The sequence below is a fragment of the Pseudomonas sp. NKUCC02_KPG genome, from assembly GCF_019345465.1.
Classification (GTDB): domain Bacteria; phylum Pseudomonadota; class Gammaproteobacteria; order Pseudomonadales; family Pseudomonadaceae; genus Aquipseudomonas.
Map to the genome: position 1 here is coordinate 166,829 of NZ_JAHKRC010000001.1, position 24,194 is coordinate 191,022.

At 57.6% G+C, this 24,194-nt stretch carries 24 protein-coding genes; 10 read left to right on the top strand and 14 right to left on the bottom strand.

Going from position 1 to position 24,194, the window contains the following annotated elements; all coding sequences use genetic code 11:
- Positions 1-71: 71 nt before the first annotated feature.
- Together KO536_RS00765 and tsaA are read left to right on the top strand one after the other, a co-directional pair.
- The gene (locus tag KO536_RS00765; protein WP_095003025.1) at positions 72-533 is read left to right on the top strand and encodes a DUF1456 family protein; all 462 of its coding nucleotides are present in this window, start codon (positions 72-74) and stop codon (positions 531-533) included.
- Between the two features lie 130 nt (positions 534-663).
- Positions 664-1,359 (top strand): tRNA (N6-threonylcarbamoyladenosine(37)-N6)-methyltransferase TrmO, encoded by a 696-nt coding sequence (gene tsaA / locus KO536_RS00770; RefSeq protein ID WP_133075817.1) that lies wholly within the window; start codon positions 664-666, stop codon positions 1,357-1,359.
- Positions 1,360-1,479: 120 nt separating this feature from the next.
- Here tsaA and fpr read toward each other — a convergent pair whose 3' ends face one another.
- Positions 1,480-2,259: a ferredoxin-NADP reductase gene (gene fpr, locus KO536_RS00775; RefSeq protein ID WP_019827846.1), complete on the bottom strand. Its 780-nt coding sequence runs from the start codon at positions 2,257-2,259 to the stop codon at positions 1,480-1,482.
- Between the two features lie 117 nt (positions 2,260-2,376).
- On the opposite strand from fpr, the gene KO536_RS00780 reads away from it, so the two are divergent.
- Positions 2,377-3,303, top strand: coding sequence for a LysR family transcriptional regulator (locus KO536_RS00780; protein ID WP_219260776.1), 927 nt, complete (start codon positions 2,377-2,379; stop codon positions 3,301-3,303).
- Here KO536_RS00780 and KO536_RS00785 read toward each other — a convergent pair.
- The 3 genes from KO536_RS00785 to KO536_RS00795 all read right to left on the bottom strand — a co-directional run bounded on the left by KO536_RS00785 (position 3,300) and on the right by KO536_RS00795 (position 5,448).
- Positions 3,300-3,662 carry a diacylglycerol kinase gene (locus tag KO536_RS00785; RefSeq protein ID WP_133075819.1) on the bottom strand — a complete coding sequence of 121 codons (363 nt, stop codon included), beginning with the start codon at positions 3,660-3,662 and terminating at the stop codon, positions 3,300-3,302. The two genes, KO536_RS00780 and KO536_RS00785, sit on opposite strands and share 4 nt — an antisense overlap.
- A 76-nt stretch (positions 3,663-3,738) precedes the next feature.
- The gene (erdR, locus tag KO536_RS00790; RefSeq protein WP_019827849.1) at positions 3,739-4,389 is read right to left on the bottom strand and encodes a response regulator transcription factor ErdR; all 651 of its coding nucleotides are present in this window, start codon (positions 4,387-4,389) and stop codon (positions 3,739-3,741) included.
- A gap of 303 nt (positions 4,390-4,692) precedes the next feature.
- On the bottom strand, positions 4,693-5,448 hold the full coding sequence (locus KO536_RS00795; protein WP_133075820.1) for a tRNA-uridine aminocarboxypropyltransferase: 756 nt from the start codon (positions 5,446-5,448) through the stop codon (positions 4,693-4,695).
- 220 nt (positions 5,449-5,668) lie between these two features.
- Here KO536_RS00795 and KO536_RS00800 point away from each other — a divergent pair, with 220 nt between their 5' ends.
- A complete protein-coding gene (locus KO536_RS00800) occupies positions 5,669-6,079 on the top strand; it encodes a PA3611 family quorum-sensing-regulated virulence factor (RefSeq protein ID WP_019827851.1) in 411 nt (136 codons plus the stop codon).
- Between the two features lie 229 nt (positions 6,080-6,308).
- The gene (locus KO536_RS00805) at positions 6,309-7,424 is read left to right on the top strand and encodes a TIGR00730 family Rossman fold protein (protein ID WP_133075821.1); all 1,116 of its coding nucleotides are present in this window, start codon (positions 6,309-6,311) and stop codon (positions 7,422-7,424) included.
- Between the two features lie 70 nt (positions 7,425-7,494).
- Here KO536_RS00805 and recX read toward each other — a convergent pair whose 3' ends face one another.
- The 5 genes from recX to KO536_RS00830 all read right to left on the bottom strand — a co-directional run bounded on the left by recX (position 7,495) and on the right by KO536_RS00830 (position 11,070).
- Positions 7,495-7,962, bottom strand: coding sequence for a recombination regulator RecX (recX, locus tag KO536_RS00810; protein WP_219260777.1), 468 nt, complete (start codon positions 7,960-7,962; stop codon positions 7,495-7,497).
- 8 nt (positions 7,963-7,970) lie between these two features.
- The gene (gene recA / locus KO536_RS00815) at positions 7,971-9,077 is read right to left on the bottom strand and encodes a recombinase RecA (protein WP_133075823.1); all 1,107 of its coding nucleotides are present in this window, start codon (positions 9,075-9,077) and stop codon (positions 7,971-7,973) included.
- An 83-nt stretch (positions 9,078-9,160) separates the two neighbouring features.
- Positions 9,161-9,661 (bottom strand): CinA family protein, encoded by a 501-nt coding sequence (locus KO536_RS00820; RefSeq protein ID WP_133075824.1) that lies wholly within the window; start codon positions 9,659-9,661, stop codon positions 9,161-9,163.
- Positions 9,662-9,715: 54 nt separating this feature from the next.
- Positions 9,716-10,060, bottom strand: a complete 345-nt coding sequence (locus tag KO536_RS00825) for a phage holin family protein (protein ID WP_133075825.1) — start codon at positions 10,058-10,060, stop codon at positions 9,716-9,718.
- 275 nt (positions 10,061-10,335) lie between these two features.
- A complete protein-coding gene (locus tag KO536_RS00830) occupies positions 10,336-11,070 on the bottom strand; it encodes an XRE family transcriptional regulator (protein ID WP_133075826.1) in 735 nt (244 codons plus the stop codon).
- Positions 11,071-11,259: 189 nt separating this feature from the next.
- Here KO536_RS00830 and mutS point away from each other — a divergent pair, with 189 nt between their 5' ends.
- Complete coding sequence (gene mutS / locus KO536_RS00835) at positions 11,260-13,839, top strand: DNA mismatch repair protein MutS (protein WP_219260779.1); 2,580 nt, start codon at positions 11,260-11,262, stop codon at positions 13,837-13,839.
- 129 nt (positions 13,840-13,968) lie between these two features.
- A complete protein-coding gene (fdxA, locus tag KO536_RS00840) occupies positions 13,969-14,292 on the top strand; it encodes a ferredoxin FdxA (RefSeq protein ID WP_133075828.1) in 324 nt (107 codons plus the stop codon).
- A 149-nt stretch (positions 14,293-14,441) separates the two neighbouring features.
- On the opposite strand, the gene KO536_RS00845 is transcribed toward fdxA, so the two are convergent.
- The 3 genes from KO536_RS00845 to KO536_RS00855 form a co-directional block, all read right to left on the bottom strand.
- A complete protein-coding gene (locus tag KO536_RS00845; protein ID WP_133075829.1) occupies positions 14,442-15,071 on the bottom strand; it encodes a CoA transferase subunit B in 630 nt (209 codons plus the stop codon).
- A gap of 2 nt (positions 15,072-15,073) precedes the next feature.
- Positions 15,074-15,772 carry a CoA transferase subunit A gene (locus tag KO536_RS00850; RefSeq protein WP_019827861.1) on the bottom strand — a complete coding sequence of 233 codons (699 nt, stop codon included), beginning with the start codon at positions 15,770-15,772 and terminating at the stop codon, positions 15,074-15,076.
- A 392-nt stretch (positions 15,773-16,164) separates the two neighbouring features.
- Positions 16,165-16,821, bottom strand: a complete 657-nt coding sequence (locus KO536_RS00855) for a TetR family transcriptional regulator (protein ID WP_133075977.1) — start codon at positions 16,819-16,821, stop codon at positions 16,165-16,167.
- 265 nt (positions 16,822-17,086) lie between these two features.
- On the opposite strand from KO536_RS00855, the gene KO536_RS00860 reads away from it, so the two are divergent.
- From KO536_RS00860 to KO536_RS00870, 3 genes are read left to right on the top strand one after another with little or no spacing between them, the layout of a single operon-like run.
- Positions 17,087-18,238 (top strand): efflux RND transporter periplasmic adaptor subunit, encoded by a 1,152-nt coding sequence (locus KO536_RS00860; protein WP_219260780.1) that lies wholly within the window; start codon positions 17,087-17,089, stop codon positions 18,236-18,238.
- A gap of 3 nt (positions 18,239-18,241) precedes the next feature.
- Complete coding sequence (locus KO536_RS00865) at positions 18,242-21,397, top strand: efflux RND transporter permease subunit (RefSeq protein ID WP_133075831.1); 3,156 nt, start codon at positions 18,242-18,244, stop codon at positions 21,395-21,397.
- The gene (locus KO536_RS00870; RefSeq protein ID WP_133075832.1) at positions 21,394-22,845 is read left to right on the top strand and encodes an AdeC/AdeK/OprM family multidrug efflux complex outer membrane factor; all 1,452 of its coding nucleotides are present in this window, start codon (positions 21,394-21,396) and stop codon (positions 22,843-22,845) included. The genes KO536_RS00865 and KO536_RS00870 overlap by 4 nt, the downstream gene beginning before the upstream one ends.
- Positions 22,846-22,995: 150 nt before the next feature.
- Here the strand turns inward: KO536_RS00870 and pcaC are convergent, their stop codons facing one another.
- A complete protein-coding gene (gene pcaC, locus KO536_RS00875) occupies positions 22,996-23,388 on the bottom strand; it encodes a 4-carboxymuconolactone decarboxylase (RefSeq protein WP_133075833.1) in 393 nt (130 codons plus the stop codon).
- A 10-nt stretch (positions 23,389-23,398) separates the two neighbouring features.
- Positions 23,399-24,190: a 3-oxoadipate enol-lactonase gene (gene pcaD / locus KO536_RS00880; protein ID WP_133075834.1), complete on the bottom strand. Its 792-nt coding sequence runs from the start codon at positions 24,188-24,190 to the stop codon at positions 23,399-23,401.
- Positions 24,191-24,194: the final 4 nt, after the last annotated feature.

Consider the following 24,194-nt stretch of genomic DNA (forward strand, 5'->3'; position numbering starts at 1 on the left):
GCCCCACACCGAACATTTCGACACCGCAGCAATGCCTGCGGTGCTCACTGCTGAATATCAGGATTACCCACATGATTCATAACGACGTACTGCGTAGCGTGCGCTACATGCTCGACATCAGCGACAACAAGGTTGTCGAAATCATCAAGCTTGGTGGTCTTGAAGTCACCAAGGAAGACGTACTGACCTACCTGAAAAAAGACGAAGAAGAAGGTTTTGTTCGTTGCCCTGACGACGTGATGGCGCACTTTCTTGATGGCCTGGTGATCTTCAAGCGCGGCAAGGACGAAAGCCGTGCACCGATGCCTGTTGAGCTGCCGGTGACCAACAACATCATCCTGAAAAAACTGCGCGTGGCCTTCGAACTCAAGGAAGACGACATGCACGCCATCCTCAAGGCTGCTGGTTTTCCGGTATCCAAGCCTGAGCTGAGCGCCTTGTTCCGCAAGTTCGGCCACACCAACTACCGCACCTGTGGCGACCAGTTGCTGCGCAACTTCCTGAAAGGCCTGACCCTGCGCGTTCGCGACTGAAAACACTATCGCTTTTGTAGTCGCTGCCGCAGGCTGCGATAAGATCTGAAAGATCTTCAAGTCCTTATCTACCAAGGGCCGCTGCCGCAGCCCATCGCAGCCTGCGGCAGCGACTACAAGGTTTCTTTCGATGACCTATACCGTCTCCCCCATCGGATTTGTGCGCTCCTGCTTCAAGGAGAAGTTCGCGATCCCCCGTCAGCCGCAACTGGCTCCGGCCGCCCGTGGCGTGCTGGAACTGGTCGCGCCTTTCGATCAGGGCGATGCGGTGCAAGGGCTGGAGCAGGTCAGCCATGTCTGGCTTTTGTTCGTGTTCCATCAAGCGCTCGAAGACAAACCCCGACTAAAAGTACGCCCGCCACGGCTGGGCGGCAACAAGTCGATGGGAGTGTTTGCAACCCGCGCCACCCACCGCCCGAATGGCATCGGTCAGTCTGTGGTCAAGCTGGACAAGGTTGAAGCCAATCGCTTGTGGATTTCAGGAATCGACCTGCTCGACGGCACGCCGATTCTCGATATCAAACCCTATGTGCCTTACGCGGACATCATTGCCGATGCCAGCAATGGCATGGCCAGCGCGGCACCGGTGTTGATTCCCGTGGCGTGGGCCGATACGGCCCTGCAACAGGCTCATACACAGGCTCTACGCCTCCAGGAGCCGCTGGTGGCACTGATTGAGCAATGCCTGGCGCAAGACCCGCGCCCGGCCTACCAGACGCCCACCCCCGAACGAGAGTACGGCGCGCAGTTCTGGGATCTGGACGTACGCTGGCATTACCCTGAACCCGGCACGATCCGGGTGCTTGAGGTAATTCCCAAGCAGTGATCTGAAACGCAATGTGGGAGCGGGCTTGCTCGCGATATCGGTCTTTCAGACACCTGTGCGGTGACTGGAACTCCACAATCGCGAGCAAGCCCGCTCCCACATTTTTTTGATCGGTGCGGTTTACTTCTCGACGAAGGCGCGCTCGATCAGATAGTCACCCGGCTCACGCATACGTGGCGAAACTTTAAGGCCGAAGCTGTTCAGCACCTCGCTGGTTTCGTCGAGCATGCTCGGGCTGCCGCACAACATGGCACGGTCGTCCTGCGGGTTGATTGGAGGCAGACCGATGTCGCTGAACAGTTTGCCGCTGCGCATCAGATCGGTCAGACGGCCTTCATTCTCGAACGGCTCGCGGGTCACGGTTGGGTAGTAGATCAGCTTTTCACGCAGCGCTTCGCCGAAGAACTCGTTCTGTGGCAGGTGCTCGGTGATGAACTCGCGGTAGGCGACTTCATTGACGTAACGCACGCCGTGGCACAGGATCACTTTTTCGAAACGCTCGTAGGTTTCCGGGTCCTGGATGACGCTCATAAATGGCGCCAAGCCAGTACCGGTGCTGAGCAGGTACAGATGCTTGCCCGGCTTCAAGTCGTCCAGCACCAGCGTACCCGTAGGTTTTTTGCTGATGATGATCTCGTCGCCTTCCTTCAAGTGCTGCAACTGGGAGGTCAGCGGGCCATCCGGCACCTTGATGCTGAAGAACTCCAGATGCTCTTCCCAGTTCGGGCTGGCGATCGAGTAGGCACGCATAAGCGGACGGCCGTTGGGCTGTTGCAGGCCGATCATCACGAACTGACCGTTCTCGAAGCGCAGACCCGGGTCGCGGGTGCACTTGAAGCTGAACAGGGTGTCGTTCCAGTGATGAACACTGAGGACACGTTCGTGGTTCATGTTGCTCATGTACGGGGCTCCTAATTTCGCCTGCGCTGACTATGGGCGCGATTGCACAGCATTCTAATGGCGGCGACAATATCTGTTAACTGAATTATCAAGATAAGGGTTATCGGTTATATCGATATGCGATTTACTCTCAGACAACTCCAGGTGTTCGTTGCCGTCGCCCAACAAGAGAGCGTGTCTCGCGCTGCTGGTTTGTTGGCCCTTTCACAATCTGCTGCCAGTACCTCGATTACCGAGCTGGAGCGCCAAACCAGCTGCCAGCTGTTCGACCGTGCGGGCAAGCGTTTAAGCCTTAATGCTCTGGGCCGCCAACTGCTGCCTCAGGCCGTCGCCCTGCTGGATCAGGCCAAGGAAATCGAAGACCTGCTCAACGGCAAATCCGGCTTTGGCTCATTGACCGTGGGCGCCACACTGACCATCGGCAACTATCTGGCGACCCTGCTGATAGGCAGCTTCATGCAGGCGCACCCTGAAAGTCAGGTCAAGCTGGTGGTTCAAAATACAGCCCATATCGTGCAACAAGTCGCCCATTACGAAATTGACCTGGGTCTGATCGAAGGCGATTGCGCTCATCCGGACATCGAAGTCCAGAGCTGGGTAGAGGATGAACTGGTGGTTTTCTGCGCTCCGCAGCATCCGCTGGCGGTTCGTGGTCACGCCACACTGGAAGAGTTGACCCGTGAAGCGTGGATTTTGCGCGAGCAGGGCTCCGGCACCCGCCTGACGTTCGATCAGGCCATGCGCCATCACCAAACTGCGCTCAATATTCGCCTGGAGCTGGAGCACACTGAAGCGATCAAACGGGCGGTGGAGTCGGGACTGGGCATTGGATGCATCTCACGCCTGGCGTTGCGCGACGCTTTTCGCCGCGGCAGCCTGGTCGCCGTGGAAACACCCGACCTGGATCTGGCCCGACAGTTTTTCTTTATCTGGCACAAAAAAAAGTATCAGACGTCTGCCATGCGCGAGTTTCTGGAACTGTGCCGCGCCTTCACCGCAGGGGTTCAGCGCAGCGACGAGATCGTATTACCGACCATCGCTTAAAGCAGAATGACCGCCCATACCACGGCAATCATGGTCAGCACCACAAACTGGGCGGCGCTGCCCATGTCCTTGGCATTTTTCGACAATGGGTGCAAGTCGAGGGAGATACGGTCAACCACTGCCTCAATCGCCGAATTCAACAATTCCACAATCAATGCCAACAGGCATACCGCGATCAGCAAGGCCCGCTCTACCCGACTCACATTCAGCAGGAAGCTCAGCGGGATCAATATCACGTTCAGCAACACTAACTGCCGAAAAGCCGCCTCGCCAGTAAAGGCTGCGCGCATACCGTCCAGCGAGTAACCGCTGGCATTCAAAATCCGTTTAAATCCGGTTTTACCCTTGAAAGGCGACATAGATAGGCAACTGCGCAAAAAAATGAGAAAGGGACGCTAGTTCACGCCTCGTCAAAAAAGCGTGAAGGCTCGCAGGTTAATGGCTCGAAATTGATTCAAGTTGCTGCAAGAGTAGCGCGGCCTGGGTTCGCGTGCGAACTCCCAGCTTGCGGAAAATCGCGGTCACGTGGGCCTTGATGGTTGCTTCGGAAACGCTCAGCTCATAGGCGATCTGCTTGTTCAACAAACCTTCACACACCATGGTCAGCACCCGGAACTGCTGTGGAGTCAAGCTGGCCAGGCCTTCGCTGGCGGCCTTGGCCTCAGCCGACACCTGAACTTCTTCAAACGCCTGGGGCGGCCAGCTCACATCACCATCCAGCACCGCGCGCACGGCTTTTTGAATTTCATCCAGCGAGCTGGATTTTGGGATAAAACCACTGGCGCCAAATTCCCGCGACCGCACCATGATCGAGGCTTCTTCCTGAGCTGAAACCATCACTACCGGGATCTGCGGGTATTGACCACGCAACAACACCAGCCCGGAGAAACCGTAAGCGCCCGGCATGTTCAAGTCGAGCAGCACCAGATCCCAATCGGCCTTGATTGCCAGCTGTGTTTCAAGCTCAGCAATACTTGCAACCTCAACCAGGCGAACATCAGAGCCCAGCCCAATGCTCACAGCCTGGTGCAAGGCACTGCGAAACAGCGGATGGTCGTCGGCAATCAGGATTTCGTATGTGGCCATTTTTTAAATGATCCTGTTTTTCAGGCGAGCCCTGATGAATTCCAGCACTCGCTAAGGCAACTCGAGCAATAGCTCAAAGACTAGGGGTCAAAGGGCGCGATTTACGCTAAACGTCGGCAAATATAAGTGTTTTAGCAGCTACTGCAGCCGAATCGGCGCCAAGCATGCCCAGCGAAACGGGGGTGGTCAAGTTGAAAACCTGACGCCTGGGTCCAAGGGGAAGCTATCACGGCGCCATCATCCAAATACGAACAATGGCACTCGCTTGCATCTGCCGGAAAAGTGTAGCGCTACTTCTTTAGTCTATTGAGCCCGATTCCGGGGAAGGTCTTTTACAAAAACGCCCAGTTCCTGGTGTGCGACGCTGGATTCATTCATCGGCAGCTGGTTTTTCGCGTCCAGGTAATGCTGGCTGAACACATCGAAATAGGCATCCAGCGCACTTGAAGCCTCGGTATCGCCGGCCAGCTCAAGGCATAAACTGGCCACTTCTGCGGTACACAGATGCTCACTTCGTGTGGAGCGCCGCAGCCGGTAGCGCGACAGCCTTTCAGGCAGCAGGCTCAAAATAGGCAAGGCATCGAAATACGGGCTTTTGCGAAAGATCTTGCGGGCCTCGGTCCAGGTTGCATCCAGCAGGATAAACAGCGGGCGCTTGCTGCTGTCCAGGTCCACCGTGTGCGTTACCCGCTCAGGGGCGACGTATTCACCGGGAAACACCAGATATGGCTGCCACTGCGGATCGGACAGCAATGCCAGCAGTGCATCGTCGGTCTCGGTTCGCGACCAGATAAAGGCAAAGTTGTCGCTGACTACGTCCGCAATCAACCAACCTGTATTGCTGGGCTTGAACACTTCCTTTTTAGTCATGACCAAACACACACCCGAGCGCGTGCTGACCTTTGGCCGCCAGTTGCACAGGCAGTGGCTTTCAATCACGCGACAGGTATGGCAACGCGGGGCTCGTGAGCCACGCGCCAGGTAAGGCTTGGTGCTCTCCTCTTCGCGCTCGTCTCGTAAACGGGCTACAGAATTCGGGGGAAAGGTCGTCAGGGTCATGGATTTTTACTTAAAGGCGCCAACCGTCCATTTGCCAGAATTGGCACACCAACGGATTCACAAGAGAAAGGCGGCAAGTTTAACAGAGGCGCAGTAACAGGGCGCGAATCCATGACCTTTGGCATTTCCTGCCAACTCATGCTGACCTATACTCCCGCGCCACTGAACGCACAGATATGTGGCCGGTCTAAGCCTGGGTCACTGAAATCAGGAGAGTTTCATGCTGCGCCATATCATTCCGACCGTCGCTCTTATGCTTGCACTGCCTCTGGCTGCACAAGCGGCTTCTCTCAAGGATTTTGAGTTGAACAAAACCCTGCTCAAGGTTGCCGCGAAAAGCAATGAAGGCAAACCACGGGCTATCAATGCGGACCTGCTGGACAAAGGCTTTACGGTAGACGGTACTGTTTTGATCAACAATCTGGAGGCCAGTCCTACATTGTCCGCCCAGATGCGCTCCAATCCTGAAGAAACAGTCCCGCAATTGGGTCGCAGTGTTTGCAGCAACGCAGGTTTCCGCACCCTGATGGCTCAAGGTGCGACGCTGCGCTACAGCTTCAAGGAATACAAAACCAACAGTCCGGTCCTGATCCAGGATTTTCGGGCTGAAAACTGCCAGCGCAAAAAGTAACCTCACTGACACGCCGTACCTCCCGGTACGGCGCATGAGCCTGCCACAGGCCTCGACACTACGTTCCCCCGCATGACCTCCTCGCACCAAACTCCATGTAGGTCAGGCAATTAGCTATTGCCAGCCAAGACATACCGGGACCATCATCGAACCATCATGGTGACACTCTGTGTCTCTGCGGCTGCCCACCTGCGGCGCCTTCAAGGATGTTGTGTAGAAGGAGAAATACATGCCTGATCAATCCAATGACACCCTGACGCTGCACTTCCAGGAACAGGGGCTGGATCTTGCTCATGAAGTCGACGAGCAACTGCAACGGGTCGCCCCCGACAGCCCGAACCGGGCGCTTTACCGAGAAATGTTGCTGACCGTGTTGCGCATGGCCCACGACGATCTTGATCGCTGGAATGCCAAAATCACTCTGCAAGCCATCCGCGAGCTCGAAAAAACCTTTCGAACTCTGGAGCAGTTCAAGGGGCGACGCAAAGTCACAGTCTTCGGCTCGGCCAGAACCCCTATCGAACACCCGCTCTATGCGCTGGCCCGGGAAATGGGCAGCGTGCTGGCCAAGTCCGACATCATGGTCATTACCGGCGGCGGTGCGGGCATCATGGCCGCAGCCCATGAAGGTGCAGGCCTGGCCCATAGCCTGGGTTTCAACATCACCCTGCCCTTCGAGCAACGGGCCAACCCCACCATCAACGGCACTCCCAATGTGCTGGCGTTTCACTTTTTCTTTACCCGCAAACTGTTTTTCACCAAGGAAGCAGATGCTCTGGTGATGTGCCCGGGTGGCTTTGGCACGCTGGATGAAGTGCTGGAGGTGCTGACACTGATGCAGACCGGCAAGACCCCACTGGTACCGGTAGTTTTGCTGGATGTGCCAGGCGGTTCGTTTTGGCAGGGGGCGCTGGACTTCATTCACAACCAACTGGAGGCCCACCAGTACATTCTGCCCAACGATTTGAAGTTGATGCGCCTGGTACATAGCGCTGAAGAGGCGCTTGCTGAAATCAACCAGTTCTACAGCAACTTTCATTCAAGCCGATGGCTGAACAAGACCTTTGTCATCCGCATGAAGCGACCTCTCAGCGCGTTGGCGCTCAAGGCGATACAGAAAGACTTTGCCGATATTTGCTTGAGTGATGGTTTCCATCAACAGGGATATTGCAGCTTTGAGCATGAAGACCCCAAGTTCAACCACCTTACCTGCCTGGGCTTTGCATTTAGCGGGCGCAATCAGGGGCGGTTGCGCGAACTGGTCGATTTTATCAACCTGCCGCAAAACTGGGAGACAGTTGACCGTTCGATTACGTCCTCACAGCCCGCATCCGTAGCGGACTGAAAATACACCCTGCGGGAGCGAGCCTGCTCGCGAACGAACTTAGGGAGCAGGCTCGCTCCCACAGCGGCTGTCAGTCTTCAAACTCTCGGCCGCTCAACAAGCGGCCGATCATTTCAAGCGGATACCCTCGGTAGCTTAAAAAGCGCCCCTGGCGGGCACGTTCCTTCGCATCGACAGGCAACTGACCGGAAAACTTGCGGCGCCAGGTATCTTCCAGCTGCTCTTGCCAGTTGAAACCACACTCTCGCAGCGCCTCCTCGATATCCCCACGCACCAGGCCACGCTGGCTAAGCTCTTCGCGAATTCGCAAAGGGCCATAACCTGAACCAGCACGGTAGTTGATATAGCTCTCGAGATAACGAGACTCGGACAACAGCCCCTCTTCCGTCAGACGGTCAAGGGCGGCGTCAATCATGTCGGGGCAAGCCCCGCGCTGACGCAGCTTGCGCGTCAGCTCGACTCGACCGTGCTCGCGTCGCGCGAGCAGGTCCATTGCAGTCCGTCGCACTGCGACGGGGGTATCCAGAACGGCGATCATGATGTCTATCAGTTATCGCTGTCGGTAGCGTTTTCCATTTCTTCAGCTTCAGCCAGTGCTGCAGCTTCTTTGGCAGCCTTGCTCAGTTTTGGCATGACTTTCATTTCTGCCAGCTCAGCGTCGGTCTTTGGCCCCAGCAACTTCTCACGCAGCTGCTTCTCCAGCGCATCCTTGATATCAGGGTTGTCGTCCAGGAACTTGGCGGAGTTGGCCTTGCCCTGACCGATCTTGCTGCCGTTGTAGCTGTACCAGGCACCGGCTTTTTCAACGAAGCCATGCAACACGCCCAGGTCAATCATCTCACCGTTCAGATAGATGCCCTTGCCGTACAGGATCTGGAACTCGGCCTGGCGGAATGGCGGTGCCACCTTGTTCTTGACCACTTTGACGCGGGTTTCGCTGCCTACTACCACATCGCCTTCTTTCACGGCGCCGGTGCGACGGATATCCAGGCGTACCGAAGCGTAGAACTTCAGCGCGTTACCACCGGTAGTGGTTTCCGGGCTGCCGAACATCACGCCGATTTTCATGCGGATCTGGTTGATGAAGATAACCAGGCAGTTGGCGTTCTTGATGTTACCGGTGATTTTACGCAGCGCCTGGGACATCAGACGGGCTTGCAGGCCAACATGGGTATCGCCCATGTCGCCTTCGATTTCAGCTTTTGGCGTCAGTGCAGCAACGGAGTCGATGATGATCACGTCAACCGCATTGGAACGCACCAGCATGTCGGTGATTTCCAGTGCCTGTTCGCCGGTGTCAGGCTGGGAAACCAGCAGGTCATCAACGTTTACGCCCAGTTTGGCAGCGTACTCAGGGTCAAGGGCGTGCTCTGCGTCGACGAAAGCGCACGTTGCACCCGCCTTTTGCGCCTGTGCAATCACGGACAGGGTAAGCGTGGTTTTACCCGACGACTCTGGACCGTAGATTTCAACAATACGGCCTTTTGGCAAGCCGCCAATGCCCAGTGCGATATCCAGACCCAGGGAGCCCGTGGAGATCGCCGGAACTGCCTGACGCTCCTGGTCGCCCATCAGCATCACGGCACCCTTGCCGAATTGACGTTCGATCTGACCCAGGGCCGCAGCCAAGGCTTTCTTCTTGTTGTCGTCCATTAAAGTCCTCTCGTAATCAATAAGGCCCGACGGCCGATAACTGTATAAGTAGCCAGTATTATTCCACAGGGTTAAACGATCGCCTACCCCTCATTTTTTATTTCTCGTACCGTTCGGCGTATTAAGCCTTCCAGAGCGGCAATCACCGTTTGCTGGCGTACCTCTTCGCGATCACCGGGGAAGTGCCTGCGCTCGGCCGTCACCTGATCACCATCGCCCCACGCCAGCCAGACGGTGCCGACCGGCTTCTCTGGCGAACCGCCACCCGGGCCGGCAACGCCACTCACGGCGACGGCAAATCGAGCCCCGCTTTGCACCTGCGCACCACGCACCATCGCCTCAACCACCTCGCGACTGACCGCTCCCACCTGAGTGAACAAGGGCTCGGGGACATTCAGTTGCCTGGTTTTTTGCTGGTTGGAGTAGGTCACGAATCCCGCCTCAAACCAGGCGGAGCTGCCGGCGATGCGGGTGATGGCTTCAGCGATGCCGCCGCCGGTGCAGGATTCGGCGGTCGTCACCTGGGCATTAAGAGCCTGTAACAGCAGCCCAAGTTCAGTCGCAAGTTGAGATATTCGGTCCACGGTCCTCTCCTGATGGGCGCGTCTGCGCCATAACCTACACCAAAATAGCGTCTGCTATGGCTCGATCCGCGAGTCGCCAGCCGAGCCATCGACCCCAAGCCGCCTGGCGGCCCAGCGCTGGTACAGGCTGATGGCCGCATCCGCACCGGCCAGCGCGGTCAGGCACCCCAGTGCCCCGGCCGCCAGAATCGACATCCCTGCCGAGTACAGCAGCATGAAGGTCGACACACCGCACACCATGCATGCCCCCGAACGCAGCGCCAGGCGCCGCAACAGCAACCATCCGCTTGCTCCGTCCTTGTCCGCCCGCCACATCTCACCAAAAACACCGCCCACCAAGGCAAGAAGGATGACCAGTAAAACCGGCATTTCCAGCAAAACCTGCGGCTCATTAATCATGTCATCACTCCTGTGTCCTTATTGATAAGCGCCAATTTCTGGCTCGGGCTGTACAGCGGGCGCCCTCTGTTACGCCACATCCCTGCTTGAGTTACATCGTGGACCGCCATGCAGCAAAGACTATGCATGTATGGATATACAGTCAATGCACCAGTGCATATATTTATTCGGATGATTTCAGCAAGCCGGAAAAAGCCAACAATTACGGCGTGAATGGTCTTTTTGATGACGAAAAAAAACCCACTGACTTGTGGGTTGCTTCTTAAATGCGAGGGTCAGCGTGCGTACATGCCCCACCAGAATACATGCCCGAGGATCACCAACTGCTCATCCTCCATATCGTTGTAGGCGTAATCCTCATCGGGAAACTCATCGCGATTGAAGCTGCGCAAACGGAGCCCTCCCGCCAGGCGATACAGTTGTTTGACCCGCAACTGACCATTGTGATTGACCGCATAGAGATCGCCATCAATGACTTCCTCCAGCGTACGCTTGCCAGCATTGACCCCGACCGTAGCGCCATCACGCAGAACGGGCAGCATGCTGTCACCGCGCACGGTCACGCATTTGGCCTGATCGAATTCCACACCGTTATGACGCAGGCTGCGTTTGCCGAAACGCAGCCTGGCGCGCTCGCTCTCTTCAATGGCAAAACGCCCGGAGCCCGCTGCCAGTTCGACCTGGCGCAAAAACGGAATGGACACTTCATCGTCCGCCACCGGGGTATCGTCGTCCCACAGGCAAATATCGCGCAGCTCAGGGTGATGCAAGCCGGCTTCTGACGCGGCAAACGTACAGGGGTCATCCCGGCCACGCAGACGATCGGTGCTGATGTGGAAGTACTCGGCGATTTTGGAGATATGCCTGTCGGAAGGGTCGACAATTTTACCGCTCAAAATACGTGACAACGTGGGCTGCGGCACCCCAGTGCTACGGTGCAGCGCCATCGCGCTGATTCCGTGCCGGGCAAGCAGCTCTTTAAGGACGGTTGAAACAGTTCGTTTGGACATGACGGCAATAGTGCTGGCCGTGTTTATTGATGGCAAATGCTATTTCTTCTATTTATAGCCACGCGCAAGCGCCCCTCCTTGCGCACCTGTAGATGCAAGGGGCTGACATGTTAACCTTGCGCCCATTGCGAAAACCTCAGGCCACGGCCTGCCTTTCCCCCACTTCTGAACGAATCCGCCTAAGCCCTGATGAGTAAAAATACTTCCGACCTGTCCAGCCACACGCCGATGATGCAGCAGTACTGGCGCCTGAAGAATCAGCACCCTGATCAGCTGATGTTCTATCGCATGGGCGATTTCTACGAAATCTTCTACGAAGACGCGAAGAAAGCCGCCAAATTGCTGGATATCACACTCACTGCACGCGGTCAGTCTGCAGGTCAGGCGATCCCGATGTGCGGGATTCCTTACCATGCAGCTGAAGGCTATCTGGCCAAGCTGGTCAAGCTTGGCGAGTCGGTGGTGATTTGTGAGCAGGTCGGCGACCCGGCCACCAGCAAGGGGCCGGTTGATCGTCAGGTCGTGCGTATCATCACGCCGGGGACGGTCAGTGATGAGGCACTGATGGATGAGCGCCGCGACAACCTGATTGCCGCCGTGCTCGGCGATGAGCGCTTGTTTGGCCTCGCCGTTCTGGACATCACCAGCGGCAACTTCTCGGTACTGGAGATCAAGGGCTGGGAAAACCTGCTGGCAGAGCTTGAGCGCATCAACCCGGTCGAGCTGATGATTCCCGATGACTGGCCACAAGGCCTGCCGGCCGAAAAACGTCGTGGGGTTCGTCGCCGCGCGCCGTGGGATTTTGAACGCGACTCGGCCCTGAAAAGTCTGTGCCAGCAGTTTTCGACCCAAGACCTTAAAGGCTTTGGCTGCGAAAACCTGACCCTGGCCATTGGCGCCGCAGGTTGCCTGCTCAGCTACGCCAAGGAAACCCAGCGCACGGCCCTGCCCCACTTGCGCAGCCTGCGCCATGAGCGCCTGGACGACACCGTCGTACTGGACGGCGCCAGCCGACGCAATCTGGAGCTGGACACCAACCTCGCGGGCGGACGCGACAACACCTTGCAGTCGGTGGTCGACCGCTGCCAGACCTCGATGGGCAGCCGCTTGCTGACCCGCTGGCTGAACCGTCCGTTGCGCGACCTCAACGTGCTGCTGGCTCGCCAGTCATCGATCACCTGCTTGCTGGACGGCTATCGCTTCGAAAAGCTGCAGCCACAGCTCAAGGAAATCGGCGATCTGGAGCGTATTCTGGCCCGTATCGGCCTGCGCAATGCTCGCCCCCGCGATCTGGCACGCCTGCGCGATGCCTTGAACGCATTGCCTGAACTGCAAGATGCAATGATCGGACTCGAAGCGCCGCATCTGCAACAACTGGCCACGACTACCAGCACCTACCCCGAGCTGGGAGCCCTGCTGGAAAAAGCAATCAACGACAATCCGCCAGCCGTGATCCGCGATGGCGGCGTATTGAAAACCGGTTACGACGCCGAGCTCGATGAGCTGCAGTCACTGAGCGAAAACGCCGGGCAGTTCCTGATTGATCTGGAAGCCCGGGAAAAAGCCCGCACTGGCCTGGCCAACCTCAAGGTCGGTTACAACCGGGTACACGGCTACTTTATCGAGTTGCCAAGCAAGCAGGCCGAGCAGGCACCGGCTGATTACATCCGCCGCCAAACGCTCAAGGGCGCCGAACGCTTTATCACCCCGGAGCTCAAAGCCTTCGAAGACAAGGCCCTGTCGGCCAAAAGTCGGGCCCTGGCCCGCGAGAAGATGCTCTACGAAGCACTGCTCGAAGAAATGATCAGCCACCTTGCACCGCTGCAAGACACCGCCGCCGCACTGGCCGAGCTGGATGTGCTGAGCAACCTGGCCGAGCGTGCACTGAACCTGGACTTGAACTGCCCGCGCTTTGTGGACGAGCCGTGCATGCGCATCAGCCAGGGTCGTCACCCGGTGGTCGAGCAAGTACTGACCACCCCATTTGTGGCGAATGATCTGGCGCTGGATGACAACACGCGCATGCTGGTGATCACCGGCCCGAACATGGGCGGTAAATCGACCTACATGCGCCAGACCGCATTGATTGTCCTGCTGGCCCACATCGGCAGTTTTGTTCCGGCAGCCAGCTGCGAGCTGTCGCTGGTTGACCGTATCTTCACCCGGATCGGCTCCAGCGATGACCTGGCGGGCGGCCGTTCGACCTTTATGGTCGAGATGAGCGAAACCGCCAACATCTTGCACAACGCCACCGACCGCAGCCTGGTGCTGATGGATGAAGTCGGTCGCGGCACCAGCACCTTCGACGGCTTGTCCCTGGCGTGGGCTGCGGCAGAACGTCTCGCCCAATTACGGGCCTACACCTTGTTCGCCACCCATTACTTCGAGTTGACGGTACTGCCCGAGAACGAACCGCTGGTCGCCAACGTGCACTTGAGCGCAACCGAGCACAACGAACGCATTGTGTTCCTGCACCATGTGTTGCCTGGCCCTGCGAGCCAGAGTTATGGCTTGGCAGTGGCACAGCTTGCGGGTGTTCCAGCCAATGTCATCACCCGTGCCCGCGAGCATTTGAGCCGTCTGGAGACCAGCAGCCTGCCCCACGAAGTACCCCCGGCGACCCCTGGCAAAAAGTCGGCGCCGCAGCAAAGCGACCTGTTTGCCAGCCTCCCTCACCCGGTGCTGGATGACCTTTCCAGGCTGGATCTGGACAACATTACGCCGCGTAAAGCACTTGATTTGCTCTACACATTAAAGACACGCCTTTAAAAGCTGCTAGAATCGCGCGCGGTTCGGGATGCTACTGACCTTTTAGCCTGGTCTGTAGATATCACTCCCGAACCCGGCGAACCCGTTCTGGAAGGGCTTCGCTGCCGCCGCCTGAGGAGAGAATTAGAAATGACCTTCGTCGTCACCGACAACTGCATCAAGTGCAAGTACACCGACTGCGTAGAAGTCTGTCCGGTGGACTGCTTTTACGAAGGCCCGAACTTCCTGGTGATTCACCCGGATGAGTGCATTGACTGCGCGCTTTGTGAGCCTGAATGCCCTGCACAGGCGATCTTCTCTGAAGATGAAGTGCCTGCTGGCATGGAGAATTTTATTCAGTTGAATGTCGAGCTGGCTGAAATCTGGCCCAACATCACTGAACGCAAAGACCCTCTGCCGGACGCGGCCGAGTGGGATGGCACCCCAGGCAAGATCGCCGACCTGGAACGCTGATTCACGCTTGAGTAAAAAGCCCCGCGAGGGGCTTTTTGCGTTTTGCAGCATCAAATTTCTGTGGGAGCGGGCTTGCTCGCGATGGCATCACTGCGGTTTGGCAGTTAAACCGCGGCGCGGGCATCGCGAGCAAGCCTGCTCCCACAGACTCAAGCGTTGATTTCGCAGCCGGTGGCCGCTTTCAGCTCTTCAAGACTGACGCCCGCTGCCAGCTCGACCAGCTTGAGCCCCTGCCCGGTCACATCCAGCACGGCCAAATCGGTAATGATCCGGTCAACCACGCCCACGCCAGTCAACGGCAAGTCGCATTGCTTGAGCAGTTTATGGGTCCCGCCCTTGGCCGTGTGCTCCATCAGCACCACCACCCGCTTGACTCCGGCCACCAGATCCATAGCACCGCCCATGCCCTTGACCATCTTCCCGGGGATCATCCAGTTGGCCAGGTCGCCTTTCTCGGAGACTTGCATCGCCCCCAGAATCGACAGATTGATATGGCCGCCGCGAATCATTGCGAACGAATCAGCGCTGTTGAAAAAGCTGCTGCCCGGCAAGGTCGTAATGGTTTGCTTGCCCGCGTTGATCAGGTCGGCATCGACTTCATCGTCGGCGGGGAACGGGCCTATGCCCAGCAGACCGTTCTCACTTTGCAACCACACGTCCATCCCCTCGGGAATGTAGTTGGCCACCAGCGTAGGCAAGCCGATACCGAGATTGACGTAAAAGCCATCCTGCAGTTCTTGGGAGGCGCGCTGCGCCATTTCTTCACGAGTCCAGGCCATGATCAGGCGCTCCGCACAGTGCGATGTTCGATACGTTTTTCCGGAGTAGCGTTGAGCACCAGCCGCTGCACGTAAATCCCGGGCAAATGAACTTGATCAGGCTCGATCTCGCCGATTTCAACGATTTCTTCCACTTCCACCACACACACCTTGGCCGCCATTGCTGCCAACGGGTTGAAGTTACGTGCAGTTTTGTTGAACAGCAGATTGCCGGACTTGTCGGCTTTCCAGGCCTTGACCAAGGCTACATCGGCGCGCAACGAACGCTCCATGACGTACCACTCGCCATCGAACTCACGGGTTTCCTTGCCTTCAGCCACCAGCGTGCCGTAACCGGTCTTGGTGAAAAAAGCCGGGATACCCGCCCCGCCCGCCCGCAGTTTTTCCGCGAGGGTGCCCTGAGGGGTGAACTCCAGCTCAAGCTCGCCGGCCAGGTACTGGCGTTCGAACTCTTTGTTCTCCCCCACATAGGAAGAAATCATTTTGCGGATCTGGCGCGTCGTCAGCAGTTGCCCCAACCCGAAACCGTCGACCCCGGCGTTGTTACTGATGACCGTCAGCTCGCGCTTGCCGGTGTCACGCAAGGCCGCAATCAGCGCCTCTGGAATCCCGCACAATCCAAAACCGCCCACTGCCAGGGTCATGCCGTCTTCGACCAGCCCCTGCAAAGCGGATTCAGCACTCGAGTAAATCTTGTTCACTTGTTATTCCTCGAATTCCCCACGACACACCACTCCATCGCGGTCTGTTTGCTTTAGTCGAGAGAGGACAAACACGTTGGCAGTCGCCCGCTCCCCGATTCTGGCTGCTCTGGCGTGCAGCCAAAGCGTCGTTCAAGTGTAGGGCAGCCGACGCAGGAAGGGTTGATTGAAAGAAATAACCAGAAAGGATGTCGCCGTTCAGCCTCCACTCAACCGCTTTGGCTTAGGGTCATTCGCCCGTGGCCGTAGGAGGTTTAACCAAGCGATAACAATTTAACTACAAAATACGTAGCTCGCTAACTTTAAACCCGCGAGCTAGACGTATATAACTGCCTGCTGCCATCAAATGGCCCAGAGGGGGAAAACTTCACTCGCCATATGGCTTGAGCCTACTAGACTCCCTTTCGGATATCGCCGCAGATTCGCAGTGTCGGGCTTAAACGCAACATATCCAGCCCGGTGTCGACCCAGGATTCAGCTTCGTTGTAAAGATCGAAACTGTTGGGAACCAGCAGCCATTGTCCGAGAATTCCGTCGACATAGGCATGCAAACAGATAGCAGCACGGCGCGCATCCAGATTTTCAGGGAGTTGTTGACGGTGAATGGCATTGTTCAGGGCAAGCTCAATCCTGCTGTTGCAATCGACCATCGCTACCTGACGCTGAGCTCGTAAATCACACATTTCGTCAGTGAATTCGCACTTATGAAACAAAATTTCATTGATACGCCGGGTTTTCGGATCAGTGGCAACTTGGCGAAACAAATGAATCAACAGTTGGCGCATGCAGCCAAGCGGATCAACTTCGTTCTCGCTTTCACTGGCTTTGGCCATTTCATCCAACGGCTCATGCAGGCTGTCGAGCATGGCCTGGACCAGCTCGGCCTTGTTGCTGAAGTGCCAGTAAATTGCACCACGGGTGACGCCCGCCAGCGCGGCAATATCTGCCAGCGTCGTGCGTGCAACACCTCGCTCATAAAAGGCCTGCTCGGCCGCTTCGAGGATTTTGCTCCGGGTTTCAAGCGCTTCTTCTTTGGTACGACGCACCATGGCAATTACAACCTCAATCAGGAGGATCCGGGCCGCTGCGATCACTCGTCCGGACCAACATCGGGTGGCGTTTGTTTTGCCTTATCCCGGTCTACTTCAGGCTTGAAAAGTGGCCCTGTAATGCCTGGCGAGACAGTGTCCCGCTATTTACAAACAGACATGAATGTAAGTATATTCCTTAGCAAGCTACTTATCCACCCGGAACAGCTTTCTTTACCCTTCCACTATTCTTGTGCGCTTTCGCGTGCCTGACCCGAGGATTTTCATGCAATTCAAGCCAGCTGTTACCGCTCTGGTTGCTGCCATCGCCCTAGCTTCGCTGCTCAGCGGATGCAAAAAGGAAGAGGCAGCACCTGCCCCGCAAATCCCTCAGGTCGGCGTCGTCACGCTGAAAACCCAGCCTTTTACCTTGACCACCGACCTGCCAGGCCGCACCGCGTCTTATCGCTCGGCAGAAGTTCGGCCCCAGGTAAATGGCATCATCCTCAAGCGCCTCTTTAAAGAAGGCAGCGACGTAAAAATCGGCCAGCAGCTGTATCAAATCGATCCAGCGATCTATGAAAGCGCCGTACTGAGCGCCCGCGCCACGCTGCAATCGGCCAAATCCCTGGCTGATCGCTACAAGCAATTGGTCGCCGAGCAAGCCGTCAGCCGCCAGGAATACGACAACGCCCAAGCTGCACGCCTCGAAGCCGAGGCCGCGCTGAACACGGCCCAGGTCAATCTGCGTTACACCAAGGTTCTGGCTCCGCTGACCGGTCGTATTGGTCGCTCGTTGTTCACTGAAGGCGCACTGGTGACCAGTGGCCAGGCAAACGCATTGGCCGTGATCACCCAACTGGACCCGATCTACGTCGACGTCACGCAGTCCTCGGTCGAGATGCTCGAACTGCGCCGCGATCTGGCCAGCGGCCGCCTGAAGAAAGCCGGTGACAACGCCGCCAAGGTCAAGCTGACCCTTCCAGATGGCAGCGAGTATCCGCAAGAAGGTCGCCTTGAGTTCTCCGAAGTCTCGGTCGATGAAGCCACTGGCTCCGTGACCTTGCGCGCCGTGTTCCCGAACCCTGACGAAACCCTGCTGCCGGGCATGTTTGTCCACGCGCAACTGGAAGCAGGCATCGACAGCAATGCGATCCTGGCGCCTCAGATCGGCGTGACCCACAACCTCAAGGGCCAACCAACGGCTTTGATCGTGGGTCCCGACAACAAGGTTGAAATGCGTGTACTGCAAGCTTCACGCACGGTCGGCAGCGACTGGCTGGTTGAGAAAGGCCTGAACCCGGGCGACCGTTTGATTACCGACGGCCTGCAGTTCATCAAGCCTGGCATTGAAGTCAAGATCATGGACAAGCCACAAGGCGAAACCCCGGCATCTGCCCCGGCAACAGAAAAAGCTGCAGGCAGTAAAGGGGAGTAAACCATGTCGAAATTTTTTATCGACCGTCCGATTTTCGCCTGGGTAATTGCCCTGGTGATCATGCTGGTCGGGGCTCTATCGATCCTCAAACTGCCGATCAACCAATACCCGAGCATTGCGCCACCGGCCATCTCGATCTCCGTGACCTACCCGGGCGCTTCGGCGCAAACCGTGCAGGACACCGTGGTTCAGGTGATCGAGCAACAGCTCAACGGTATTGACCACCTGCGATATGTGTCGTCTGAAAGCAACTCCGACGGCAGCATGAGCATCACCGCCACCTTCGAGCAAGGTACAGACCCTGACACCGCTCAGGTTCAAGTACAGAACAAGCTCAACCTGGCGACCCCACTGCTGCCTCAAGAGGTTCAGCAGCAAGGTATCCGTGTGACCAAGGCGGTTAAAAACTTCCTGATGGTCATCGGCGTGGTGTCCGAAGACGGCAGCATGAACAAGGACGACTTGTCGAACTACATCGTCTCCAACATGCAGGACCCGATTTCCCGTACCGAAGGTGTGGGCGACTTCCAGGTGTTCGGTGCCCAGTACGCCATGCGTATCTGGCTCGACCCGGCCAAGCTGAACAAATACAACCTGACCCCGGTGGACGTTAAATCCGCCATCAGCGCGCAGAACGTACAGGTGTCCTCCGGACAACTGGGCGGCCTGCCTGCCGTCAAAGGTCAGGAGCTGAACGCAACCATCATCGGTAAAACCCGCCTGCAAACCGCCGAGCAGTTCAAAAAGATCCTGCTCAAGGTCAACTCCGACGGCTCCCAGGTTCGCCTGAGCGATGTGGCCGAGGTTGGGCTGGGTGGTGAGAACTACAGCATCAGCGCACAGTTCAACGGCAAGCCGTCTTCGGGCCTGGCGATCAAGCTGGCACCGGGTTCCAACGCTCTGGACACCGCAAAAGCACTGCACAAGACCATCGAAGACCTGGAACCGTTCTTTCCGCAAGGCATGAAAGTCGTTTACCCGTATGACACCACTCCAGTGGTCTCCGCATCGATCAAGGGCGTTGTTGAAACCCTGGTTGAAGCCGTCGTACTGGTGTTCCTGGTGATGTTCCTGTTCCTGCAAAACTTCCGCGCCACCATCATCACCACGATGACGGTGCCCGTTGTATTGCTCGGTACGTTCGGCATCCTGGCCGCTGCAGGTTTCAGCATCAACACCCTGACCATGTTCGGCATGGTCCTGGCCATCGGCTTGCTGGTGGACGATGCGATTGTGGTGGTGGAAAACGTCGAGCGGGTAATGGCCGAAGAAGGCCTGCCGCCCAAGGAAGCCACCAAGAAATCCATGGAGCAAATCCAGGGTGCCCTGGTGGGTATCGCTCTGGTGCTGTCGGCGGTACTGCTGCCAATGGCCTTCTTCAGCGGCTCCACCGGTGTGATTTACAGACAGTTCTCGATCACGATCGTTTCGGCGATGGGCCTGTCGGTGCTGGTTGCATTGATCTTCACCCCGGCGCTGTGCGCCACCATGCTCAAGCCTATCCAGAAGGGTGATCACGGTGAGAACAAGCGCGGATTCTTCGGCTGGTTCAACCGCACTTTCGACAGTGGCGTCAAACGCTACGAGAAAGGTGTAGGCAGCATCCTGCGCCACAAGGCTCCGTACCTGCTGGCTTACGTACTGATCGTGGTCGGCATGGTGTTCCTGTTTACCCGTATTCCTACTTCATTCCTTCCGGAAGAAGACCAGGGCGTACTGTTTGCACAGGTACAAACCCCCGCGGGCACCACGGCAGAACGCACTCAGGATGTGATCGACAGGATGCGTGAGTACCTGTTGAAAGACGAGTCGGGAGCGGTGTCTTCCGTGTTCACCGTAAACGGCTTCAACTTCGCCGGTCGCGGTCAAAGCTCGGGCCTTGCGTTCATCATGCTCAAGCCCTGGGGCGAGCGAGATGCGGACAACAGCGTGTTTGCACTGGCTGCCCGTGCTCAGGCGCACTTCTCTACCTTCCGCGACGCAATGGTGTTCGCCTTTGCTCCGCCGGCAGTTATGGAATTGGGTAACGCCACCGGTTTTGACGTTTACCTGCAAGACCGCTCCGGTATCGGTCACGAGAAGCTGATGGCCGCCCGTAACCAGTTCCTGGGGATGGCTGCACAAAGCAAGATCCTGGCAGGCGTACGTCCAAACGGCTTGAACGATGAGCCGCAGTACCAACTGGAAATCGACGATGAAGCCGCACGCGCCCTGGGCGTCGAGCTGAGTGACATCAACAACACGCTCTCGATCGGCCTGGGTGCCAGCTACGTCAACGACTTCATCGACCACGGCCGTGTGAAGAAGGTGTTCCTGCAAGGTGCCGCGGACTCGCGGATGAACCCGGAAGACCTGAAGAAGTGGTTCGTGCGTAACAGTGAAGGGACCATGGTGCCGTTCTCGGCATTCGCCAAAGGCAAATGGATCTACGGTCCTCCGAAGCTGTCGCGCTATAACGGCGTAGAAGCGATGGAAATCCTCGGTTCTCCGGCTCCTGGCTACAGCAGCGGTCAAGCCATGGCCGAAGTCGAAGCCCTGGCGAAAAAACTGCCGCCAGGTGTTGGTATTTCCTGGACGGGGCTGTCATTTGAGGAACGTCTGTCAGGTTCGCAAGCACCTGCCCTGTACGCAATCTCCTTGCTGATGGTGTTCTTGTGCCTTGCCGCACTGTACGAAAGCTGGTCGATCCCGATTGCAGTCATGCTCGTTGTGCCTCTGGGGATTATCGGGGCACTGATGGCGACCAGCCTGCGAGGGTTGTCCAACGACGTGTACTTCCAGGTGGGCTTGCTCACGACCATCGGTCTGGCATCGAAAAACGCCATTCTGATCGTCGAGTTTGCCAAGGAACTGCATGAACAAGGACGAACATTGACGGAGGCTGCGATCGAAGCGTGCCGCATGCGTCTGCGTCCGATCATCATGACCTCGCTGGCGTTTGTACTGGGTGTGATCCCCCTGGCCATTTCCACGGGCGCAGGTTCGGGCAGCCAGCACGCTATTGGTACCGGTGTTATCGGTGGCATGATCACCGCTACCGTGCTGGCCGTGTTCTGGGTACCGCTGTTCTTTGTGGCCGTATCGTCCATTGGCAGCAAAAAAGAGTCGAAGACGAAAGTGGATCTGACTAAAACTCCAAACCAAGAGGCTGGCCAATGAGCAAGTCGCTTCTCGCAGTAGCTGTCGCAGCGTTCACGCTGGGCGGCTGCTCGCTGATCCCCGACTACCAGCGCCCTGAAGCGCCGGTAGCGGCGCAATACCCGCAAGGCCCGGCCTACTCGCCAACCGAGGCGGCCAACAAGGCCGCTGCAGAACAAGGCTGGCGTCAGTTTTTCCATGACCCGGCACTGCAGCAACTGATTCAAACCGCGCTGGTGAACAACCGCGACCTGCGGGTCGCGGCGCTGAACATTGACGCCTATGCCGCGCAGTACCGCATTCAACGAGCCGATCTGTTCCCGGCCGTCTCGGCCACTGCCAGCGGCAGCCGCCAGCGCACTCCGGCGCGCATGTCGCAAACCGGCGAATCGGGGATCACCAGCAGTTATTCGGCGACCCTTGGGGTCAGCGCATATGAGCTGGACTTGTTCGGACGGGTTCGCAGCCTGAGCGATCAGGCTCTGCAGAACTACTTTGCAACCGAAGAAGCCCGACGCAGCACCCAGATCAGTCTGGTCGCCAGTGTCGCCAATGCCTACCTGACCTGGCAGGCTGACAAAGAGCTGCTGAAACTGACCGAAGACACGCTCAAGACGTTCGATGAGAGCTACAAGCTCACCTTGCGCAGCAATGAAGTGGGTGTGGCCTCGGCGCTGGATGTGAGCCAGTCCCGTACCTCGGTGGAAAACGCCAAGGTCCAGCTGGCCAGGTACACCCGTCAGGTGGCTCAGGATCAGAACAGCCTGGCACTGCTGCTTGGCACCACCATCCCGGACAACCTGCCGGCCGCCAAGCCGCTGGCAGCCGACCTGTTGAGCGAAGTACCTGCTGGCTTGCCATCAGACTTGCTGCAGCGTCGTCCGGACATCCTCGAAGCCGAGCACAAGCTGTTGGCGGCCAACGCCAACATCGGCGCGGCACGGGCTGCGTTCTTCCCCAGCATCAGCCTCACGGCCAATGCCGGGACCTTGAGCCCTGACCTGTCGGGGCTGTTCAAGGGTGGTTCGGGCACCTGGCTGTTTTCGCCGCAGATCAACCTGCCGATCTTTAACGCAGGGGCTTTGCGCGCCAGCCTGGACTACTCGAAGATCCAGAAGGAAATCACCGTTTCTCAGTATGAGAAAACGATCCAGACCGCCTTCCAGGAAGTCTCTGACGGCCTGGCTGCGCGTCAGACCTACAACCAGCAGTTGCAGGCACAAACCGATTTCGTCAACGCCAACCAGGATTACTACCGGTTAGCCGAACGTCGTTATCGGATTGGGATCGACAGCAACCTGACGTTCCTTGATGCCCAGCGCTCGTTGTTCAGCGCCCAGCAATCACTGATCACCGATCGTCTTTCGCAGCTGACCAGTGAAGTCACGCTGTACAAGGCATTGGGTGGCGGCTGGTTCGAACAGACCGGGCAAGACCGCCCTGTTTCGGATCAACCACCGAAGGCTTGATGCGTAACGGTTAAACAACAAACCCGCCAATAGGCGGGTTTGTTGTTTATGCCCCTGTGGGAGCGGGCTTGCTCGCGATGGCATCACCTCGGTTCGCCTGGCAAACCGTGAAGCCTGCAACGCTAGCAAGCCCGCTCCCCCCTGTATCGATTACACCCGCGACTCGACCCCCAATTCATCCCACACCGACTCGGCCAGGTGGAACGTCGCATTGGCCGCCGGAATGCCGCAGTAGATGGCGCTCTGCATGATCACTTCCTTGATCTCGGCACGGCTCACGCCATTGTTGGCCGCAGCACGCAAATGCAGTTTCAGCTCTTCATTGCGGTTCATGCCGATCAGCATCGCGATGGTGATCAGGCTGCGGGTATGGCGCGGCAAACCCGGGCGGGTCCAGATGTCACCCCAGGCATGGCGGGTGATCATTTCCTGGAACTCGCTGTTGAACTCGGTCAGGGCGTTGAGGCTGCGATCGACATGGGCATCACCCAACACTGCCCGGCGTACTTGCATGCCTTCGTCGTAACGTTGTTTCTCGTCCACAAAAAGCTCCTCAGACCGCTGACAAAAATTGCAGCACGCGCTGGCTGAACGCATCGCCCGCCTGCACGTTGGACAGGTGCGCGGCATAAAATTCGGCGTACTGCGCGCCTCGCACCTGTTCCTGAATGAAATGGCTGCCCGCAGGCGGCGTGACCGCATCTTCAGTGCCCGCAATCACCAGCATGGGCACCTCTATGGCACCCAGTTGATCGCGAAAGTCTGCATCGCGCACAGCGGCACAGTTGGCGGCGTAACCCTGTGGCGAGGTCGCGGCGAGCATGTCGGTTATACGCTTGGCCTGCCCGGGATTGGCCTGGGCAAAATCAGGGGTAAACCAGCGTGCAATCGAGGCGTCACGCAGCCCGGCCATCGCCTGTGCGCCGTCTCGCAAGACCATTTCGATTCGCGGGTTCCATACCGAAGGCTCGCCAATTTTGGCAGCGGTGTTGCACACCACCAGCTTGTGCAAACGATTACCGGCATTGATCCCCAGCCATTGGCCAATCAACCCCCCCATCGACAGCCCGCAAAAGTGCGCCCGTTCGATATGCAGTGCATCCAGCAGTTCCAGAACGTCGCCGCCCAGTTGCTCGATACTGTAAGGGCCCTCGGTCACCAGAGACTGGCCATGACCACGGGTGTCGTAACGCACTACCTGGAAATGCTCGGCGAATGCCGGAATCTGCGTATCCCACATCCCCAGATCAGTCCCCAGGGAGTTGGACAACACCAGCACCGGCGCGCCTTGCGGACCGTCCAGCCGGTAGTTGAGTTCACCTTCAGCGAGTTGTACACGTCCCACGAGC

Excerpts from the sequence above, each read along its gene's own strand:
- KO536_RS00765 (WP_095003025.1), top strand. The coding sequence starts at position 72 with ATGATTCATAACGACGTACTGCGTAGCGTGCGCTACATGCTCGACATC.
- tsaA (WP_133075817.1), top strand. The coding sequence starts at position 664 with ATGACCTATACCGTCTCCCCCATCGGATTTGTGCGCTCCTGCTTCAAG.
- fpr (WP_019827846.1), bottom strand. The coding sequence starts at position 2,259 with ATGAGCAACATGAACCACGAACGTGTCCTCAGTGTTCATCACTGGAAC.
- KO536_RS00780 (WP_219260776.1), top strand. The coding sequence starts at position 2,377 with ATGCGATTTACTCTCAGACAACTCCAGGTGTTCGTTGCCGTCGCCCAA.
- KO536_RS00785 (WP_133075819.1), bottom strand. The coding sequence starts at position 3,662 with ATGTCGCCTTTCAAGGGTAAAACCGGATTTAAACGGATTTTGAATGCC.
- erdR (WP_019827849.1), bottom strand. The coding sequence starts at position 4,389 with ATGGCCACATACGAAATCCTGATTGCCGACGACCATCCGCTGTTTCGC.
- KO536_RS00795 (WP_133075820.1), bottom strand. The coding sequence starts at position 5,448 with ATGACCCTGACGACCTTTCCCCCGAATTCTGTAGCCCGTTTACGAGAC.
- KO536_RS00800 (WP_019827851.1), top strand. The coding sequence starts at position 5,669 with ATGCTGCGCCATATCATTCCGACCGTCGCTCTTATGCTTGCACTGCCT.
- KO536_RS00805 (WP_133075821.1), top strand. The coding sequence starts at position 6,309 with ATGCCTGATCAATCCAATGACACCCTGACGCTGCACTTCCAGGAACAG.
- recX (WP_219260777.1), bottom strand. The coding sequence starts at position 7,962 with ATGATCGCCGTTCTGGATACCCCCGTCGCAGTGCGACGGACTGCAATG.
- recA (WP_133075823.1), bottom strand. The coding sequence starts at position 9,077 with ATGGACGACAACAAGAAGAAAGCCTTGGCTGCGGCCCTGGGTCAGATC.
- KO536_RS00825 (WP_133075825.1), bottom strand. The coding sequence starts at position 10,060 with ATGATTAATGAGCCGCAGGTTTTGCTGGAAATGCCGGTTTTACTGGTC.
- KO536_RS00830 (WP_133075826.1), bottom strand. The coding sequence starts at position 11,070 with ATGTCCAAACGAACTGTTTCAACCGTCCTTAAAGAGCTGCTTGCCCGG.
- mutS (WP_219260779.1), top strand. The coding sequence starts at position 11,260 with ATGAGTAAAAATACTTCCGACCTGTCCAGCCACACGCCGATGATGCAG.
- fdxA (WP_133075828.1), top strand. The coding sequence starts at position 13,969 with ATGACCTTCGTCGTCACCGACAACTGCATCAAGTGCAAGTACACCGAC.
- KO536_RS00845 (WP_133075829.1), bottom strand. The coding sequence starts at position 15,071 with ATGGCCTGGACTCGTGAAGAAATGGCGCAGCGCGCCTCCCAAGAACTG.
- KO536_RS00855 (WP_133075977.1), bottom strand. The coding sequence starts at position 16,821 with ATGGTGCGTCGTACCAAAGAAGAAGCGCTTGAAACCCGGAGCAAAATC.
- KO536_RS00860 (WP_219260780.1), top strand. The coding sequence starts at position 17,087 with ATGCAATTCAAGCCAGCTGTTACCGCTCTGGTTGCTGCCATCGCCCTA.
- KO536_RS00865 (WP_133075831.1), top strand. The coding sequence starts at position 18,242 with ATGTCGAAATTTTTTATCGACCGTCCGATTTTCGCCTGGGTAATTGCC.
- KO536_RS00870 (WP_133075832.1), top strand. The coding sequence starts at position 21,394 with ATGAGCAAGTCGCTTCTCGCAGTAGCTGTCGCAGCGTTCACGCTGGGC.